This window comes from Streptomyces sp. NL15-2K (assembly GCF_030551255.1).
Lineage (GTDB): Bacteria > Actinomycetota > Actinomycetes > Streptomycetales > Streptomycetaceae > Streptomyces.
Genome location: NZ_CP130630.1, coordinates 4,014,957 through 4,033,535, shown reverse-complemented (window position 1 = coordinate 4,033,535; position 18,579 = coordinate 4,014,957). Strand labels below are relative to the sequence as shown.

The following is an 18,579-nucleotide window of genomic DNA, read 5'->3' as shown; positions in this document are numbered from 1 at the left end:
GGGGGTGGTCGGCAACGGGCTCACCGCTGGGCGTCGACGGCGACGAAGAGCACACCGGCCCACGCCGCGTCCTGCTCGGAACGAAGCCGGAAGGTCACCTGGTCACCGGCCTGCTGCAGGCCTCTTCCGAGATCGAACACGTCGGAGTCGTAGCCGAGGGTGTTCGCGTACGCCGGCACACGCTCCGGATCCGATCCGGGCTGAGTGATGGTGGAGTTCAGGACGTCGTCCTGGGGGTTGGCGGAGTCGCTGAGGGCGAGGGAGCCGGCCCCGGTCGTCAGGGTGAGCGAGTCGCCGTTGATGCCGCGGTCGCCGTCATACGCCACCAGGCCCGCCCGACCCCCCGCGCCCGCGGGGAAGTTCACGCCCTCCATCCGGATCTCCGGTCCGCCGGATCTCAGCGAGGTGAAGCCGTCCCAGATCGCGAGGTGCCGCAGCGGCTCCTCCGGGTTCTCGTACGCCACGACCAGCGTCCAGCCGCCCCACGCCCCGGCCTCCGACTTGCCCATGGCCACGTTGACCTGCGCCACGGTGTACTGGCCCGCCCCGCCCTCGCGGACCAGCCGCGTGACGTCCGCCGAGGCCTGGAAGGCGTCCACGCCGTCCGCCACGCGGTGTCCGACGTCCGTGTCCGCGAGAACTTCCTTGTACTCCCCGCCGGGTTCGGCGATCAGCACCCGCCCGTTGTCCTCCGGCGGCTTCTGTTCGCCGACGCGCAGGTTGCCGCCCCAGTACAGGCGCGCGTACGACACCCGGGAGCCATTGGGCAGACGAACCTCCGCGCGGGAGGAGTTGTAGGTGTTCGCGTCGCGGTCGATGTCGATGTAGAACATGTCGAAGTCGCCGTTCACCCCGCGCCCGCCCGCACGCACGTCCGAGCACGAAGACGCCGAGGCCTGCACGCAGCTGATGCTGGAGTTGGCCGCGCGCACGATGCCGCCGTGCTGGCGGGCGCGGTACCGCTGGGCGAACGCGAGGCTGTTCGCCTCCGGTGCGGCCGGAGCGGCCGAAGCGGCGGCCGGGAAGCCGCCGGGTGTCCACAGCGCGGCAAGGGCGAGGACGCCCACGGTCGCACCGCGAAACAGCGGACGCAGGGAATGGCGCATGACCGTCGATGCCCTTTCGGAACAGGTGGCGGTGGCAGCGGCGGCACGAGTGCGCTGTGTCCGCCAGGAGGGGTGCGTTCGAGACGTCCGAACCCTAGTCGCTAACCAGACAAATATGGTGAAACCAGACAAGTGTGTCGGATCCGTGAACCCCGCACTCCGCCTTCCCGTCGGGGAATGTCATGGCCGGTTCCGTTCCCCCGAACGTGAGTCGGGCTCCGGTCGGTCTGACATACCGTCTGATCAGGCAGGGCTCGGCGACAGAGGGAAATGCGGGATCACGAAAAACGTATGAGCGGTTGCGGGAAGGCATGGGTGCTTTCACGGTGGGCTCAAGATGCATCGCCCGTCGAAAGGAATCCCCATGTGTGCTCTGCCCGCACGGCGCATCGCGTCCAGCGCATTCTGCGCCGCCCTCCTGGTCGGGATCACCGGCCCCGCCGCCATGGCGGCCGACTCGGCCCGCGAGCACAGCCATGTGGCGTCGCCCGAGGGACGAATCCCCGGCGCGGACGCGCGTCTCGCGCTGGTCAAGAAAATGGGGGGCGAACTCACCCCGGTCGCCCACCTGCTGAAGGCCGTGCTCGAGGAGGACGACGGCCAACTGTCTCCCGCCAAGGCCAGGAAACTGGGCGCCGCCGCGAAGGCCGCCTTGGCCAAGGCGGCCGCCAAAGCTCCGGCGGAGGGCGTGGTGTCGCTGCCAGCTCCCGCCCGGCCCGCCGTCGAGTTCAGGACCTCCGAGCCGAGTGCCGACGAAACGAGTGACGCACTGGACGCCTGGGAGGAGGCCCTCGACACCCTCCTGGAGGCGATCACCTCCGGTGTCGACACCGAGGTGCTTCCGTCGGTCGATGACCTGCTCACCGAGGTGGACAGCCTCCTCGACGGGCTGCTCGACATCGGGCCGGCCCTTCTGCCGGAGCTGACCGACACGTCGGCTTCGACGTCGGTGTCTTCGGAGCAGACCCTCACGATCGATGGGAATACGGTGTCGACGACGGTGCTGCGGCCGGCCTTGTGAGCGTCATATGAGCGTCGTACGGGTACGGCTCTCACTCGTCCAAGCTCGTCCATTCGTGGTGCCGCCTCGGGAAGCGGCACCACGAATGTTGTTGTTCCTTCGTTTCTCCCGACTTTGTTCTGGTCTTATCGCGTTCGGGGCCCGGCCCTTTGAGATCTCATATGAGGACTCACGATCTTCGGCACCTCCGGTTTCCGCGCCGACCACAGCTCGTTAGGCACGGCGACAGAATCCCCCTTCCGGTGACACGCGTTGCCGAAGAAAGGAACAATGATGAAGTCCCTGAAGGCTGCCGCCGTCCTTGCCGGGTCCTTGATCGCCGCGAGTGCCGCCACGCCGGCGTTCGCCCACAACACCGCTCCCACCCTGGCCGCCCCGGGACAGAGCGCCCCCGACGTGGCGCCCGCCGCGCAGGGTGCTCCGGCTCCGGCTCCGGCCCCGGTTTCGGCTCCGGCTCCGGCTCCGCAGAGCGCCCCGGCCCCGCAGAGTGCTCCGGCTCCGGCTCCCGCCGCGCAGGCCGCTCCGGCCCCGGTTTCGGCTCCGGCTCCGCAGAGCGCCCCGGCCCCGCAGAGTGCTCCGGCTCCGGCGCCCGCCCCGCAGAGCGCCCCGGCCCCGCAGAGCGCCCCGGCCCCGCAGAGCGCTCCGGCTCCGGCCTCCGCCCCGCAGAGCGCTGACCTGGCGGCCACCGACCTCAACGGCGGCGTGAAGACCAAGCTGCCCCTCGAGGCGAGTGCCACGGGCAGCAAGTCGCTGCTCCCCACGGTGAAGGAGACCGCAGAGGCACTGAACGAGGCCAAGCCGCTGCGCGGCAATCTGTGGATGTAGGGCTACGCCCCCCGTACGGAGTCGGCCCTCGGTGAGTCCGAGGGCCGACTCCGTACGGGGGGCTCTCTCGTCTGTCCCCAAGTCACCGGAATGGCCGTCGATGATCACTGTCCTGGTCGCGCGGCGGTGACCGCGCGGGGCGTTCGGCGGTTACCGCTACGGACCAACCGAACCGGACGAGGAGTGAGCATGGTCGTCAGCGCCGGCGGAGTGCCGCTGGGTGCCAGGGACGGAGCACCGGACCCGGCACGGCCCGAAGCACTGGGCAGAACACGGCGGGAACTGGCGCGCGGACTGTACTCCTGCGCACTCATCGCCGCCCTTACCTCAGGGTCCGCCGCCTCCCGGCCTCGGCACCCCCGACCCGGCATCGCCCCGGGTGACACGGCCTTCGACGTCGCGTACCGCGGCCGCCGTATCCGCGGTCGGTGGCTCCCCGGGGGCGGCACACCCGAGGACGGCCGGTGGCATGTCACGGTGGACGGCCGCCCCCTGCATCTGATGCGCCGCGCCGACGGCACCTGGCTGAGCATGGTGGACCACTACTGTTCGTACCCGACACCGCTCGAGGCGGCCCGCGCCGCCGTCGACGAACTCGGTTCCGGTCAGCGGTTGCGTGCCCTGGGGCCGCAACCGGTGGACGGTGGACACCTGCACAGGGGTCACCCGCATGGCGTACGTGCGTAAAGACGCCGGCACGCTCACCAGGGCCGAGAAGCGACGGTTCGTCAAGGCGCTGCTGGAGCTCAAACGGCGCGGCGAGTACGACGAGTTCGTGCGCCTGCACATCGCGCACTTCTCCGCCGATGGCGAGCACGGACTGCGCACCGCGCACATGGCCCCTTCCTTCCTGCCGTGGCACCGCCAGTTTCTGCTCGAACTGGAGCGCGCCCTACGCCGAGTGGACCCGTCGGTGACCCTGCCGTACTGGGACTGGACGCGCGACCGCACGACCACCTCCGCGCCGTGGACGGCGGACCTTCTGGGCGGCACCGGGCGCCGATCCGACCGCCAGGTGATGACAGGTCCGTTCGCCTACCGGGAGGGCAACTGGATCATCAAGGTGGGCGTGACCGACGAGAAGTTCCTCACCCGGGACCTCGGCAGGCCGCGGGCCCCGCTCGACCTGCCCACGAAGAGGGAACTGGAGTGGGCGCTGAAGGAACCCGCCTACGATGTGGCGCCCTGGGACTCGACGGTCACGCGAGGTTTCCGCAACCGACTGGAGGGCTGGGGCACCGGCCGGGGCAGGAGCTCCTGGCGCAATCACAACCGAGTGCACCGCTGGGTCGGCGGGGCCATGCTCGGTGCCGCCTCCGTCAACGACCCCGTCTTCTGGCTGCACCACGCCTCCATCGACCTGCTGTGGTACCGCTGGCAGCGCCGTCATCGCGGAGCCCGCTACCTCCCCGCCACACCGCCGGGCCCTGACGACGAGCAGCACGGCCGGATCGTGGCCCGGCACCAGAAGCTGCCGCCGTGGGACGTGTCGCCGGACGAGCTCGAGGACGTCGGCCGGATCTACCGGTACGCGTGAGTGAGGCATGCCCAAGAGGAGAGCCCCGGCGTTCCAGGACGCCGGGGCTCTTCGGTGAGGACGACGCGTCAGCGGCCGTAAACCTCGTGAACCTTCTCGGCGTGCTTCTTGAGGCTCTTCGTGTCGTGCGCCTTGAGCTGGTTCTCGGCGTGCTTCTTGAGGTGCTTCTTGTCGTGCGTGTCGTGCGCCTTGAGCTGGTTCTCTGCGTGCTTCTTGAGGTGCTTCTTGTCGTGCGTGTCGTGCGCCTTGAGCTGGTTCTCGGCGTGCTTCTTGAGGTGCTTCTTGTCGTGCGTGTCGTGCGCCTTGAGCTGGTTCTCGGCGTGCTTCTTGAGGTGCTTCTTGTCGTGCGTGTCGTGCCCCTTGCACTGCTTCTTGTCGTGCGCCTTGAGCTGGTTCTTGTCGTGCGCCTTGTGGTGCTTCTTGTCGTGCGCCTTGTGGTGCTTCTTGTCGTGCGCCTTGAGCTGGTTCTCGGCGTGCTTCTTGTGGTGCTTGTTCTCGCAGACGCTGCCGACGGCCCGGTTGAGACCGCCGAACACGGTGAGGGTGTTTCCGCACACGTTGATCGGCGCGTGGATCGGGACCTGGATCACATTGCCGGGCGAGTTGAACGCAGCGGCCTTGGCGTCGGCGTCCGCCGCGGCGACACCGGGCACGCTGAGCACCACGGCGCCCGCGCCGAGAGCGAGAGTGCCGACCTTCGCGATGCGAGACATAGAGACGTTCTCCTTATTGGCTCGGTGAGTGCGGTAGCGGAATGGGCGATCGCACTTCCCCTTCAACGCGCCGCTTTCGCCCCGGTCACGGCGAGTACCTCCGGATCACCCTCTTTGCCCGGGATGTGTGTGCGGCCGAAGGTGACCACCCGGTTCGGCCACTTGAGGGACGCGCAGCGGCACCCCGGCCTGCGACCTTTCGGAAAGATCAAGCACTCGGCGTTTCATCATGAAATATCACAAACGTCACGGTATCTTCATGACTGTTCGCGCACAGTCGATCACGCACTGTGCCTACTCAAGAAACGGAGAGGAAATGCGCAAGTACCAGAAGGCCGCAGTCGTCGCGGCCATGCTCGGCAGCGTCAGCTTCCTGGGCGCCGGCGTCAGTCACGCCGGCGACGAGGGTCACAAGCTCAAGCTCGGCAGTGACCAGACCCAGATCTGCTCGGCGGACGAGGTGAACATCGTTGGTACCGAGGCGGCGGACGTCTTCGCGCCGACCAATGGGGCCGGTGTCCAGATCATCGACGCGAGTGACCGCAACTCGGTGCGCTGTGGTCAGCTCTTCGGGTTCGGCGGCTGATCACTGATCAGGTGACTCAGGCAGGCCTCGGGCCTCGAACCAGGAGTTCGAGGCCCGGGGTCTGCCGCGGCTTGCCGAGCGGGGTGACGTTGGTCTGTCCGAGTTCATTGTCAATTGTCTTGTTTTTGCCTTTGAGTGTCTCGCGCGCTGAAAGTCGAAAAAGTCACCTACGATGAGTGCTGTAGGTGACCAGACCGTAACGGGCTGTGTCGGTACGAGAAACGGAGACGTAATGCGCAAGTACCAGAAGGCCGCAGTCGTCGTGGCCATGCTCGGCAGTGTCAGCTTCCTGGGTGCCGGTGTCGGTCACGCTGACGGGGACCCGAAGGTCAAGCTCGACAACAAGCAGAGCCAGAAGTGCTCGGCGGACGAGGTCAACATCACGGGCACTGAGGCGGCGGACGCCTTCGCGCCGACCAATGCGGCGGGCCTCCAGTTCGTCGACCGGAGTGAGCGTACGTCGGTGGAGTGTGCTCAGCTCTTCACCATCGGCGGTAAGCGCTGATCAGGTGATCTAGCAGGCCCCGGGGCTCGAACACCGTTCGAGCCCCGGGGCCTGCTGTTCTGCTTGGGGTGAGGTCAGGTTCCCGCCGATCTTGGTCACGACCACGGCGGCGTCCTGCCGGGGCAACAAGTCGGTTCACCCCGAGCGGTGAAGATGCCTTGGGTCGCATGCTCGGCTGTGCGCGGACCTGGGGTGCGGGATCGTGATCGGTCGGCGCGCGTCCGGCCTCACGGATCCGGGCGGGGGAGTCGATGTTTTCCAGGAGCCGGAGCGTGGCCGGATGCCCGATTGGTGCCTCTGGCTCAGCGGGTCGTCGGCTGGTTCGCGACGCGGGTGAGCATGTCCGCCAGGTCGTCGTCGGATCCCGCGATCATGCGCAGCCGACGTGTCGTACTGCGCGGCGAGCCTGCCCGGCATGGCCGGGATGGTCGGCTCGCTGCCTGCTTGCGGACGCCGCAGCAAGTACCCCGTGACGGAAAACCTCTCGAGATGAGAGCGCAATGGGCGTTTCGCGTAGCAAAAAGCCAGAAACGCTCCTTAAGGTGAGGACTGTCGGTGACCAGTCCCTAACGGACTGTGTCGACACAAGAAACGGAGACGTAATGCACAAGTACCAGAAGGTCGCAGTCGTCGCGGCCATGCTCGGCAGTGTCAGCTTCCTGGGTGCCGGTGTCGGCCACGCTGACGGGGACCCGAAGGTCAAGCTCGACAACAAGCAGAGCCAGGAGTGCTCGGCGGACGAGGTCAACATCAAGGGCTCCGACTTGGCGGACGTCTTCGCGCCGACCAATGCGGCGGGCTTCCAGTTCATCGACCAGAGTAAGCGTACGTCGGTGGAGTGTGCTCAGCTCTTCACCATCGGCCGGTAAGTGCTGGCCGGGTGATCTCAAGCGGGCCCCGGGGTTCGAACCAGGCGTTCGAACCCCGGGGCCCGCTGTTTGGGTTCTCTGCGCAGGTCGCCTGAGTCGGCCAGGCGGTCACTCGTATGCGGACACAAAAGCTAGATTATGGGTCTTTTTGGGGAAATCCCCATCTTGGGTGTTTCGCTCACTGATACCCCTAACATCCCTTACAGTTGACAACTGTGCGCGGCTGTTCTGTTACTGGCCGTGACTAAACGAGAACGGAGAAGTAATGCGCAAGTACCAGAAGGCGGCAGTCGCCGTTGCCATGCTCGGCAGCGTCAGCTTCCTGGGCGCCGGCGTCGGCCAGGCTGCGGACGGGGACTCGAAGGCCAAGGCCGACAACCCCCAGCAGAACCAGAAGTGCTCCACGGACGAGGCCAATTGGGGACTGGTCAATGTCGGCGACGTGAATCTCGTGATCAACCTCCTCGGCGTCCAGTTCGTCGACCAGAGCGAGCGCAAGTCGGTGAAGTGCACTCAGGTCGTCCCCGCCGGCAAGTAGTCGCTCATCGGGTGTAGGCAGCCATCAGGGGCCGACCAGGTGTCCGAGCCTCGGAGTTGCCACTGACTTCGTTCCCGGGCCACGCGTCCGGAACGCACCGCAGTCCAGTCACGGGGGCCGACGGTAAAAGGAAAAGGCAGATGTTCAATTCGAAGAAGATCGCAGCGGCAGTGGGCGTCCTGGGGAGCTTTGCTCTGATCGGTGCCGGTGCCGTCCAGGCCTTCGCCGATGACCGCTCCAGCGGGTGCGTCGACAACGGCAACGGCTACAAGAGCTGTTCGCAGGTGAAGGAGTACCAGGTCACCACCGACAAGCGCGGAAACATCACCGTCGTCAACCACTCGACACAGGACTGTCCGGCCTCAGGCGGTCAGATCGACTGCGTCAGCAGCTTCTCCGTCCCTGGCAAGCAGTCCTGACGTCAGACCGAGACGGCCGAGGCGCCTTTTGTCGTCGGCAGCACTCGCGTAAGTCCATCCGTACATACGGGGGTGGCCGGGACCCGATACCGGGTCCCGGCCACCCCTGTATGCCGCCGGGCCGGAGGCGTGCCACGGCCGCGGGCCGCCGCGCCGGACTGTGGCGTGCTCACGATCCAGGCTTCAAGGTGTCCACATTCAAGGGCGACTGCCCCTTGCCGCCATGTGCCGTGCCCCCGTGGCGTCGCAGCGCCCACAACGCGACGGGTACTCCTGCCCCGACCAGCGCGGCGGCCAGACACAGACCGGCTTGGTAGCCGGAGAGGAACGCGTCCGAGTCATTGGCTCCTGCGGCGGCTGCGTCATGCTCCACGAACGACACCATCGCGCCCACCAAGGCGATCCCGACGACTCCGGACGCCTCGCGGATGGCGCTGAACAACCCGGCGGCGATGCCGGAAAGGTGGTCGGGCGAGGATTCCAGCGCACGGGTGCTCAGCGGAACAGCCAGTGCGGAGCCGAAGCCGATGGTCGAAAGACCCGGCAAAATGTGGACCAGATTTCCTCCGGAGCTTCCCAGGGCGACCATGAGCAGGCCGAGGCCAACCATGAGCAGGCCCAGAGCGGAGATTGGCCCGTCTCCCCAGCGCCGCGCCATCCGGGCGATGAAGGGAGCGATGACCAGCAGGGAAAGCGCCACGGGGATGAACGTCAGTCCGGCTGACGTCGGGGTGAGACCGAGCCCGTTCTGCAGGAATTGAGAGGTGAAGAAATAGACTCCGCTCACGCTCAGCCCCCACAGCAGCTGAGTGATGATCCCGCCGATGAAGGGACGCGGCCGAAAGAGAAGCCGCAGCGCGGCATTCCGGCGCATCGTCAGCTCGTACGACAGGCCGACGGCCGAGGCGACGGCAATGATTCCCGACGCGGCCACGGGAAGGCTGACGTATCCACGCCCGGGTCCTTCGATCAGGCAGTAGGCGAGGGCCGCCAGCGAGGAACAGGCCAATGCCACAATGCGGAGAGAGAGGGTGGCCGATGGTGTGGGCGCAGAGCCGGGCGAGGAGCCGGGCCGGGGAACGACGAAACCGACGAGGAGGCTCGCGCATCCCAGCGGCGCGTTGATCGCAAAGACCGATTCCCAGCCCAGGTGCTGCGTCATCACACCGGAGACAACGGGTCCGCAAGCCAGCGCCGAGGCCAGCGTTGCGGTGATGGCGCTGAAGGCGGTATTGCGTGCGCGGGGCGGAAGGTCGTGCGACAGGACCGCCAGTGAGGCCGGCAGGATCAGCGCTGCGCCGGCTCCTTGCAGCCCTCTGAAAGCGATCAGCACCATTCCTGAGGTCGCCACGCTGCATCCGACCGAGGAAACGGTGAAGAAGGCGACGCCGAGCAACAGCGTCGCGCGCCGCCCGACGGTGTCGGCCAGGTGCCCGCCCAGGAGGAGAAAGCTTGAGAGGGTGAGGGGGTAAATGACTGCTGCCCATTTCATGTCGGCGTCACCCAATGCGAGTTCGGCTCGGATTTGAGGCAGTGCCACATTGACGATGGTGTTGTCCAGGGCCGTCATGAATGACGGCAGAAGAACGGCCATGAGGATGGCGAGGATACGCAGTCGACTCATGGGACCTGCCTCGAGCAGCGGGGGAGGGCATGGATGGGCAGACACGTTCTTCATGCCCCTTCGGCATACGCTGCCCTCTGGGTGACTCAAGTGCGACTTGTGAAGACCCTGATTAGGGTATTCGGTGCTGCAAAGGCATGCTGCTCGGCCTCGTTGCACCGGCCGGGTGGCCGATTCGGTGTGTCACTGGAAGCCAGCCATGTCTCCGTGTTTGGCTGATCACTCACCACTGCCAGCATTCAGTGGAAAAAGGTGCTGGGCGGCGACGGTTGCCATCAACTCCGCCTTACGGCCTAACGGCCAAAGAGTCCAATCCTTGCCCGGAACGAAGGTTCGGTGACTCAGTGCTGGAAACCGTTAGTGACACGATCAGCCACCATCTCGCTCAGGCCGCAGCACAAACCCCCGACGAGACAGCGTTCACTTTCGTGGACTTCAGCACCGAACGCGACGGAGTCCCCTCCAGCCTGACGTGGCGCCAACTGGAGAAGCGGGTGCGCACCCTCGCGGCCGCCCTGCGTCACACCGGCGCAGCCGGCGAGCGCGTGGCTGTCGTGGCACCGCAGAACCTGGACTACGTCGTCGGCTTTCTCGCGGCCACGTGCGCCGGCGCGATCGCCGTCCCTCTCTTCCCTCCGGCCCTGCCCGGCCATGCGGACAAGCTCGCCGCCGCACTCACCGACGCCGACCCGGTGCTCGCCCTCACCAGCCCCGACTCGCTTCAGGCCGCGGAGAAGTTCTGTGCCAACCAGGACGGCCTCCGCGTACGCGTGGTCACCGAGCAGGAACTGCTCTCAGGGCCGGCGCCAGGGGTCGTACCGACGGGCGAGGAGACCCTTCACCCGCGACCCGAGGACTGCGCCTACCTGCAGTACACCTCGGGCTCCACCCGCGTGCCGTCCGGAGTGGAGATCACCCACGCCAACGTCTGCGCCAACGCACGCCAGGCCCTGGAGGCGTACGACATCCGCACCGGGCGCAACCGCACCGTCGGCTGGCTTCCGCTGTACCACGACATGGGGCTGGTTCTGGCGGTCGTGCTGCCCATCGTCGGCCACGTCCACTCGGTACTCATGGAGCCGTTGGCCTTCGTGCAACAGCCCATCAGGTGGCTGCGTCTGCTCACCCGGTACCCGGGAGCGCTCACCGCCGCTCCCAACTTCGCCTACGACTACTGTGCGCGCCGCGTCACCGACGAGGAGCGCAGCGAGCTGTCACTGGGATCGGTTGCTGCCATGGTCAACGGCAGTGAACCCATCGTCGAGCAGACGCTACAACGGTTCCAGCAGGCCTTCGCCCCGGTCGGCATGGTCCGCACAGCCATGCGCCCGTCCTACGGGCTGGCCGAGGCGACCGTGTTCGTCTCCGCCTCACCGGCCGGGGAGGAACCGACCGTCACCTGCTTCGACCGTGACGCGCTGGCGGACGGCACCGCCCGTGTGGTCGAGGCGACCGAAGCGCAGGCAGTGACCCGCCTGGTCGGATGCGGACAGCCGACCGAGCAGGAGGCCGCCATCGTCGACCCGCTCACCCGCGTCCGTCTGGAGGACGGGCACGTCGGCGAGATCTGGCTTCGCGGGCCCAACGTCGGACGTGGCTACTGGAGACGCCCGGAACAGAGCGAAACCACCTTCCGCGCCACACTCCACGGTGACTCCCCGAGCGACCACACGCATCACTGGCTGCGCACCGGCGATCTCGGACTGTTTCACGACAAGCAGCTCTACATCACCGGCCGCATCAAGGACCTCGTGATCATCGACGGCACCAATCACTATCCGCAGGACATCGAGCAGACCGTCGAGACGGCCCATCCGGCCGTCCGCCGCCACCACACCGCAGCGTTCTCCGTCCTCACCGATGACGGAGAACGCCTGGTCGTCGTCGCCGAGCACGCCCGTGACCTCGCAGAACCCCACAGCGTCCTGGACGAGGCGACACGCGCCGTCCGCGCGGCGGTGTCCGCCGGCCACGCCATCGCCCTTCACGACTTCGTCCTTGCCCAGCCGGGCACCGTTCCCCACACCACCAGCGGCAAGGTCGCCCGCGGAGCATGCCGTGAGCGCTACCTCCAGGGCGCCTGGAGCTCCGACACGCGAGCACAGAGGGAGACCGGCACCGGATGAAGCAACCAGGCGGACACAAGGAGCCGGTCGAGGACACCCCGACCACGACCTCCACCACGGACAGTCGCGCCGGATCGGGCGTTACCGACCTGCGGAACGCGCTGGTGCAGCTGGTCTCGGACATCAGCGGCATCTCCCCGGAACAACTCGACGACGCCCGCCCTTTGGCGGAATACGGCCTCACCTCCCGCGACGCCGTCGGACTGGCCGGCGAGCTGGAGAAGATGCTGGACCGGTCACTGCCCGCCACGTTGCTGTGGGAACACCCCACCATCGGACAACTGGTCAGCACCCTGACGACCGCCGACAACGCCGACAACGCCGACAGCGCGGAATCGGACGAGCAGCTCGATACGTCCGACGAAGCGGCCGCCACTTCCAGCACTGACGACCGCGCCATCGCGATCGTCGGCATCGGCTGCCGCCTGCCCGGAAACGTGCACGGACCGGACGCGTTCTGGGAACAACTCCTGGCGGGAACGGACGCGGTCAGCCAGGTGCCCGAAGGACGGTGGCGGAACTTCACCGGCACAGCGCCCGACGTCACCGCCCTGATGGAATCCACCACACAGTGCGGCGCCTTCCTCGACGACATCGAGGGATTCGACGCGGACTTCTTCGGCATCACGCCCCTCGAGGCCGAAGTCATGGATCCCCAGCAGCGGCTGCTGCTCGAAGTCAGCTGCGAGGCGCTGGACCATGCGGGAGTACCTGCCCACGCCCTCCAGGGCACCCGCACCGGCGTCTTCGTCGGCCTGAGTGCCCTCGAGTACGGGCATCTGACCACTTCCGACCCCGCGCGCCTGACACCGTGGACCAGCACCGGAGCCGCCGGCAGCATCGTCGCCAACCGCGTGTCCTACCTGCTCGACCTCCGCGGCCCCAGCATCACCACCGACTCGGCCTGCTCGTCGTCCCTCGTGGCGGTGCACCTGGCCTGCCGCAGCCTGCGCAGTGGGGAGTGCGACACAGCACTGGCCGCAGGTGTCAACGTGCTCCTGTCCCCGGCGGTCACGGCCTCGTTCGAACAGGCCGGTGCGCTGGCCGCGGACGGCAAGTGCAAGCCCTTCGACGCCGCGGCGGACGGAATCACCCGCGGTGAGGGCTGCGGCGTCGTCGTCCTCAAGCGTCTCGCCGATGCCCAGCGCGACGGCGACAGGGTCATCGCCGTCGTCAGGGGTACCGCCGTGAATCAGGACGGCCGGTCGGCGGGGCTCATGGCACCCAACCCGACGGCGCAGGAAGCGCTGCTGCGCGACGCCCTGCGTGACGCACGGATCGACGCCGCCGACGTCGACTATGTCGAAGCGCACGGAACGGGCACCCTGCTGGGAGACCCCATCGAGGCAGCAGCCCTCGGAGCGGTCGTCGGCCGCGGCAGGCGGCCCGACCAGCCGCTGCTCATCGGATCGGTCAAGAGCAATCTGGGGCACCTCGAAGGCGCAGCCGGCATCATCGGCCTGATCAAGACCGCGCTGGCCCTGCAGCGCAGCCGCATTCCGGCCAGCCTGCACTTCCGCAGCCCCAACCCCCACATCGACTTCGCCGAACTGGGCCTGCGCGTGGTGACCGAACCGACCGTCTGGCCCACCCCGGGTCACCGTCCGGGACGCGCCGGTGTGTCCGCCTTCGGATTCGGCGGTACGAACGCCCACGCCGTCCTTGAGCAGGCGCCGCCAACCGTTCCGAGTCCCGCGTTGCCTTCGCCGGCCGACGACGAAGAGGGCAACCACCCGCACATCCTGGTGGTGTCCGCCCGCTCCCCGGACCGGCTCGCCGACGTGGCTGCGAGTCTGTCGCGGTGGGTGGCCGCCGACGACGCACCCGCGCTCATCGATATCGCCCACACCCTCGCGTCGCATCGCCGTGGCCCGTCCTGCGCCGCCGTCGTCGCGCGGACCCACCCCGAGGCTGCTGCCAGGCTCGCCGCGCTGGCCCGGGACGAGACTGTTCCCGGAGTAGTCGCTGCTTGCACCGACGCCGGAGCGGCTCAGTCGTCCACAGCGCGCCGACCCGTCTTCGTCTTCTCCGGTTACGGCTCACAGTGGAAGGGCATGGGGCGGCGGCTGCTGACCGAAGACTCCGTCTTCGCCGCCCAGGTGTCCGCGCTCGATCCGGTCTTCATCGCGGAGAGCGGCTCCTCACTGACCGACATGCTCACGTCCGAATCCGGCCGGACAGTGGACCGGACCCAGCCGCTGCTCTTCGGAATCCAGCTGGCCCTGGCGCAGACCATGCGGGCCTACGGCGTGGAACCCGCGGCCGTCATCGGCCATTCGATGGGCGAAGTCACAGCCGCCGTGGTCGCGGGCGCACTCGACGCCGGCGACGGACTTCGCGTCATCGCCTGCCGATCGGCCCGCCTCGCCACCATCGACGCCGAACAGGCCGGTGCGATGGCCGCGATCGAGCTGCCCGCACAGTCCCGGACGGACATCCTCAGCCGCTTTCCCGGTGTGGAGGTCGCCGTCCACTCCTCGCCGCAGCGCTGCACGGTGGCCGGACCGGCCCAAGCGGTGCGCGACCTGGTGGATGAGTTGACCGAGCAGGGTCGCCTCGCCCGGCTGCTGGAGGTCGGTGGAGCCGGACACTCAGCCGCAGTCGATCCCATTCTGCCGCCCCTGCGCGAAGATCTTGTCGCTCTGCGCCCGAGCGCACCCACTACGCCCTGGTACAGCACAGTCCTCGACGATCCCCGCGCGGACCCGGCAGCCGACGCGAGCTACTGGTGCGCCAACGTCCGCCGCCCGGTGCGTCTGCAACAGGCGGTGACCGCGGCCACCGAAGACGGCCACACTCTGTTCCTGGAAATCTCACCCCACCCCATTGCCGTCGTCCCGCTCACCGAGACGCTCGACGCGACACCGGGGGGTGACCAGGCCTTGGCCGTCCCGACCCTGCACAAGAACGCGGACGACACCGTCGCCGTACGCGCCGCGCTGGCCAGGCTGCACTTCGCAGGCGTCACGATGAGCACCGGGCTGTGGCCCGCCGGGGCGCGCACCGCACTGCCCACCCCCGCCTGGCGTCACAAACGGTTCTGGTTCTCCCGCCACGTCGGCTCGACCCCGGTCGGCGGCCACCCCCTGCTGGGCGTGCGCACCGACGACCCGAGGACCGGCGCTGTGCTGTGGCTGGGAGACGTCGGTACCCGTCGGCACCGCCCCGGGAGCACGGTCCACGACAGAGCGGTGCTGACCCTCGCCGAGGCCGCGGAGCTGATGATCGAAGCCGGCCTGGACCTCTGGGCCCGAGAGGGCATCACCCACCTCGGCATCGAGGACCTGCGGATCCACCAGTGGCTCGCCATCTCCAGCAGCACCCCCCTGACCGCGGTGTGGGAACCGGCCTCCGGCACACACGGGACCGTCACCCTCCACGCCCGCGGCACCGGCACCGCCTGGCGCTGCTACGCCTCGGCCCGCATCACCCGCGAACCCGAACCACCGGGTGAGCACCACCCCGACGTGGAACAGGCCCCGGCCTTCATCCAGCACTTCGCCTCCGCGGACCTGCAGCACCCACACCGGCCGTCCTACGCGCACCTGTTGACCGCCATGTTCGAATCGCTGAGTGCGGCCGGCGCCGAGAGCACGCCACCAGGCAGTGACCGCGCCGTCCAGGCCACCGCGCACACCGTCCCGGTCGGCGTACGGACCTTGCACATCAAGGGGCCGGGCATCCTCGACACCGGTTACGACATCCGCTGCACGCCTGCCGTCGGCGCCGACTCGGCGGACACCGACGCCGACCAGTGGCACGTCACTGCCCAAGGCGCCACAAGCGAGATCGTCGCCCGGTCCGTTCTGCTGCGTCCCATCGAGCAGCGCGAGGTCCCCCGGCCCCTCGAAACGTGCACCTACGACATCCAGTGGAAGAAGTCCACCGTCCCCCTGCCGCTGGGCCTGCACCGTGCCCTCCTAGTGAGCGACGAACCGCACGCCGCAGGCGGCATCACGGCCTCGCTCGCGTCGGCCCTGGAAGCCGGGGGTGTCGGCGTCACGCTGACCGATGCCCAGGACGACGCCTGCGACTCCGTACTGGACGCATGGCTGCAGATCCCACAGGACGGCCCGAGCGCCGTCGTTCTGCTCTTCCCGCAGCACGAACGCGACGACGACATGCGGCCACTGCGCACGGCGGCACGGGTGGCCCGATGCCTGGCCGGCGGCACGCACCAGCAACCGCCGCGCCTGTGGATGGCCACCGTGCTGGCACAGGCGACAGGGCCTGGGGAACCCGGGACGCCGCATCTTGCCTGCCTGCGTGGACTCGTCCGTGTCATGGCACTCGAACACCCCCATCTGCGGACCTCGCTGGTGGACATCGACAAACAGCCCGGCGCGGTCGGCGACCTCGTCCAGGAACTCCTTGCGGGCGGTGACGCCGATGAAATCGCCTGGAGGGCCGGCACCCGCCTCACGGCCTGTCTCGCCCGTGCCGACCTCACCCCTCAGCGCAACGACGAGGTGGCATTCACACGTCCCGACGGCGCCTACATCATCACCGGTGGTCTGACCGGACTGGGCCTGGCAACGGCAGGCCGACTCGCCGAGCAGGGCGTCGGCCGCATCGTCCTCAACGGACGCCGTGCCCCCGGGCCCGAGGCTCAGTCTGTGCTGGCCGAGCTGCTGGCCCAGGGAATCTCCGTTGCCGTGGTCCAAGGAGACATCGCAGAACCGGATGTCGCCCCCAGCCTCGTGCGTGCCGCTCTTGCCGAAGGCCACACCTTGCGCGGCATCGCGCACTGTGCCGGTGTCCTGCACGATCGCATGATCACGGACCTCGAGCCGGCGGACCTCGACACCGTGCTGCGGCCGAAGACCGTCGGAGCCCGGAACCTTCAGGCAGCCACCGCCGACCACGATCTGGACTGGTGGGTGATCTACAGCTCCGCCGCAGCACTTGTCGGCTCACCGGGACAGTCCGCCTACGCGGCCGCCAATGCCTGGCTCGACGCCATGGCTCACCACCGCAGAGCCTCCGGCCGGCCGACGACCGCCATCGCCTGGGGCCCCTGGGAGAACGTCGGTGGGGCGGCCGGGAACCCGGCGCTGGCCCTGGATCCCATCCACCTGACCGAGGGAATGGACGCCCTGCAGGCGCTCGTCACTCTCAACCGTACGCACGTCGGCGTCGTGCACCTCGATACGGACCGCGTGCTGGCGGCGTTCCCCGGTCTGTCAGCCATCCCCTTCTTCACCGACGTTCTCGAGGACGGGGCGCTCAGCGCCGACGACTGGGTCGGCCCCGCCGGCATCGCAGCCCTCGGAAGCTCAGCCCCGGACACGGTATACGCACGCCTGGTCAAGAGGGCGGCAGCCATCATGGGGTTCAGCGCCCACGAACTCAACGAGACCACTGCGCTGACCGATCTCGGACTGGACTCCCTGATGGCGGTGCGGATCCACAACGCGGTTCGCCAGGACTTCGGCATCGACCTGCCTGCCTCAAGCCTCCTGCGTGGCGCCTGCCTGCGCGAACTCGGCGGCGCGGTGCTGGAACAACTCGGCCTCGGCTCCGCCGCGCCGGAGGCCGGCTCCCCACCTGCAGCGCCTGACAGCACCCGACAGGCACAGCCGTCCGCACCCTCGCTGCCAAGCTCCCTCGGTGCCCGGGACGCCGCAGAGCGGCTGGTCGCGAGCGCCTGGGCCGAAGTCCTGCACCGTGGGCCCACGGACATCCATGAGGACTTCACCGCTGCCGGCGGAGACCAACGCGCCGCCGAGGCCATGGCGGTCGTCATCCGCCGGCGGCTGGGCAACGACACCCGGCTGAGCCTGACGGCCCCCGCCATCCTCGCTCACCGCACCGTCGCAGCCGTCGCCGAACTGATCCGGCCGGTGGTCAACCGAACCGGCCAGTCGGCACTCACCACCCTGCGCCCCGCATCCGCCGGGTCACAGCGGCCTCCGCTGTTCACCTTCCACCCAGCCGGCGGACCGACCTCGGTCTACCTGCCTCTGACGGGGCTCTTGCCGGCCGAACAACCTGTGTACGGGCTGGAACGCGTCGAAGAGTTGAGGACCATGGAGGACAAGGCAGCCCACTACCGCGCGCTCATGCGTGACGTCCAGCCGGAAGGGCCCTACCACCTGCTCGGCTGGTCCTTCGGAGGATGCCTCGCCTACGAAGTGGCTTGTCAGATGAAGCAAGAGGGACAGGACATCGGGTTCCTCGGACTGATCGACACCATCCTGCCCGCCGCTCTGCCGCAGCGGGAATCACCGGAGTTCCTGCTCGAGCGTTTCGGCCGTTTCGCCGAATACATCGAGAAGACGTACGGCCACCGTCTGGACCTGCCCTACGAAGAGCTGGCGGCCACCCCGGACGAGCAGCAGATCGATGTGATCATGCGTCTGGTCGCCGACGCCGGCCTCGACATGAGCCCAGGGATCATGGAGCACCAGCGGACCTCGTACGTCGATGCCCGCGTCGGCGAACGGTACGTCCCCCGTCCCCACGACGGCCACGTAGTGCTCTACCGCGCCCAGCAACCGCAGCAGCTCACCACCGCTCTGGACCCGCGCTACCTCCGGCAGGACGCGGACCTCGGATGGGCGCCCCTGTGCGAGTCTCTCGAGATCGTCCCCGTCGAGGGCGACCACCTGTCCGTCATCGACCCGCCCCACGTCCGGACCATCGCGCGGCACGTCGCCCGTGCCATCGGGCGGCACACCCAGTGATCGCTGAATCGCGCCTGTTGTGTG

The 18,579-nt window shown here is 68.2% G+C and carries 14 protein-coding genes; 11 read left to right on the top strand and 3 right to left on the bottom strand.

Annotation, left to right across the window (positions count from 1 at the left end; translation table 11 throughout):
• Positions 1–20 precede the first annotated feature (20 nt).
• On the bottom strand, positions 21–1,106 hold the full coding sequence (locus Q4V64_RS17770; protein WP_124442152.1) for a DUF3344 domain-containing protein: 1,086 nt from the start codon (positions 1,104–1,106) through the stop codon (positions 21–23).
• Positions 1,107–1,470: 364 nt separating this feature from the next.
• On the opposite strand from Q4V64_RS17770, the gene Q4V64_RS17765 reads away from it, so the two are divergent.
• The 4 genes from Q4V64_RS17765 to Q4V64_RS17750 all read left to right on the top strand — a co-directional run bounded on the left by Q4V64_RS17765 (position 1,471) and on the right by Q4V64_RS17750 (position 4,489).
• Positions 1,471–2,127: a hypothetical protein gene (locus Q4V64_RS17765; protein ID WP_216377651.1), complete on the top strand. Its 657-nt coding sequence runs from the start codon at positions 1,471–1,473 to the stop codon at positions 2,125–2,127.
• Positions 2,128–2,397: 270 nt separating this feature from the next.
• Positions 2,398–2,952: a hypothetical protein gene (locus Q4V64_RS17760; RefSeq protein ID WP_216377655.1), complete on the top strand. Its 555-nt coding sequence runs from the start codon at positions 2,398–2,400 to the stop codon at positions 2,950–2,952.
• Positions 2,953–3,141: 189 nt separating this feature from the next.
• On the top strand, positions 3,142–3,639 hold the full coding sequence (locus tag Q4V64_RS17755) for a tyrosinase family oxidase copper chaperone (protein ID WP_124442153.1): 498 nt from the start codon (positions 3,142–3,144) through the stop codon (positions 3,637–3,639).
• Entirely contained in the window at positions 3,623–4,489 is an 867-nt protein-coding gene (locus tag Q4V64_RS17750) for a tyrosinase family protein (RefSeq protein ID WP_124442154.1), read from the top strand. The genes Q4V64_RS17755 and Q4V64_RS17750 overlap by 17 nt, the downstream gene beginning before the upstream one ends.
• 68 nt (positions 4,490–4,557) lie before the next feature.
• Here the strand turns inward: Q4V64_RS17750 and Q4V64_RS17745 are convergent, their stop codons facing one another.
• Positions 4,558–5,202 carry a chaplin family protein gene (locus tag Q4V64_RS17745; protein WP_303710461.1) on the bottom strand — a complete coding sequence of 215 codons (645 nt, stop codon included), beginning with the start codon at positions 5,200–5,202 and terminating at the stop codon, positions 4,558–4,560.
• Positions 5,203–5,518: 316 nt separating this feature from the next.
• On the opposite strand from Q4V64_RS17745, the gene Q4V64_RS17740 reads away from it, so the two are divergent.
• From Q4V64_RS17740 to Q4V64_RS17720, 5 genes are all read left to right on the top strand, one after another.
• Positions 5,519–5,788: a hypothetical protein gene (locus Q4V64_RS17740; RefSeq protein WP_124442156.1), complete on the top strand. Its 270-nt coding sequence runs from the start codon at positions 5,519–5,521 to the stop codon at positions 5,786–5,788.
• 232 nt (positions 5,789–6,020) lie between these two features.
• Positions 6,021–6,293 (top strand): hypothetical protein, encoded by a 273-nt coding sequence (locus Q4V64_RS17735; RefSeq protein WP_124442157.1) that lies wholly within the window; start codon positions 6,021–6,023, stop codon positions 6,291–6,293.
• Positions 6,294–6,895: 602 nt separating this feature from the next.
• Positions 6,896–7,162 carry a hypothetical protein gene (locus tag Q4V64_RS17730; protein WP_124442158.1) on the top strand — a complete coding sequence of 89 codons (267 nt, stop codon included), beginning with the start codon at positions 6,896–6,898 and terminating at the stop codon, positions 7,160–7,162.
• A 265-nt stretch (positions 7,163–7,427) separates the two neighbouring features.
• A complete protein-coding gene (locus tag Q4V64_RS17725) occupies positions 7,428–7,700 on the top strand; it encodes a hypothetical protein (RefSeq protein WP_124442159.1) in 273 nt (90 codons plus the stop codon).
• A gap of 140 nt (positions 7,701–7,840) precedes the next feature.
• On the top strand, positions 7,841–8,119 hold the full coding sequence (locus Q4V64_RS17720) for a hypothetical protein (protein WP_124442160.1): 279 nt from the start codon (positions 7,841–7,843) through the stop codon (positions 8,117–8,119).
• Between the two features lie 169 nt (positions 8,120–8,288).
• Here the strand turns inward: Q4V64_RS17720 and Q4V64_RS17715 are convergent, their stop codons facing one another.
• The gene (locus tag Q4V64_RS17715) at positions 8,289–9,713 is read right to left on the bottom strand and encodes an MFS transporter (RefSeq protein WP_172629358.1); all 1,425 of its coding nucleotides are present in this window, start codon (positions 9,711–9,713) and stop codon (positions 8,289–8,291) included.
• Between the two features lie 272 nt (positions 9,714–9,985).
• Here Q4V64_RS17715 and Q4V64_RS17710 point away from each other — a divergent pair, with 272 nt between their 5' ends.
• Both Q4V64_RS17710 and Q4V64_RS17705 read left to right on the top strand, forming a co-directional pair.
• On the top strand, positions 9,986–11,869 hold the full coding sequence (locus tag Q4V64_RS17710; protein WP_348540803.1) for a fatty acyl-AMP ligase: 1,884 nt from the start codon (positions 9,986–9,988) through the stop codon (positions 11,867–11,869).
• Positions 11,866–18,555, top strand: coding sequence for a type I polyketide synthase (locus Q4V64_RS17705; protein ID WP_124442163.1), 6,690 nt, complete (start codon positions 11,866–11,868; stop codon positions 18,553–18,555). The genes Q4V64_RS17710 and Q4V64_RS17705 overlap by 4 nt, the downstream gene beginning before the upstream one ends.
• Positions 18,556–18,579: the final 24 nt, after the last annotated feature.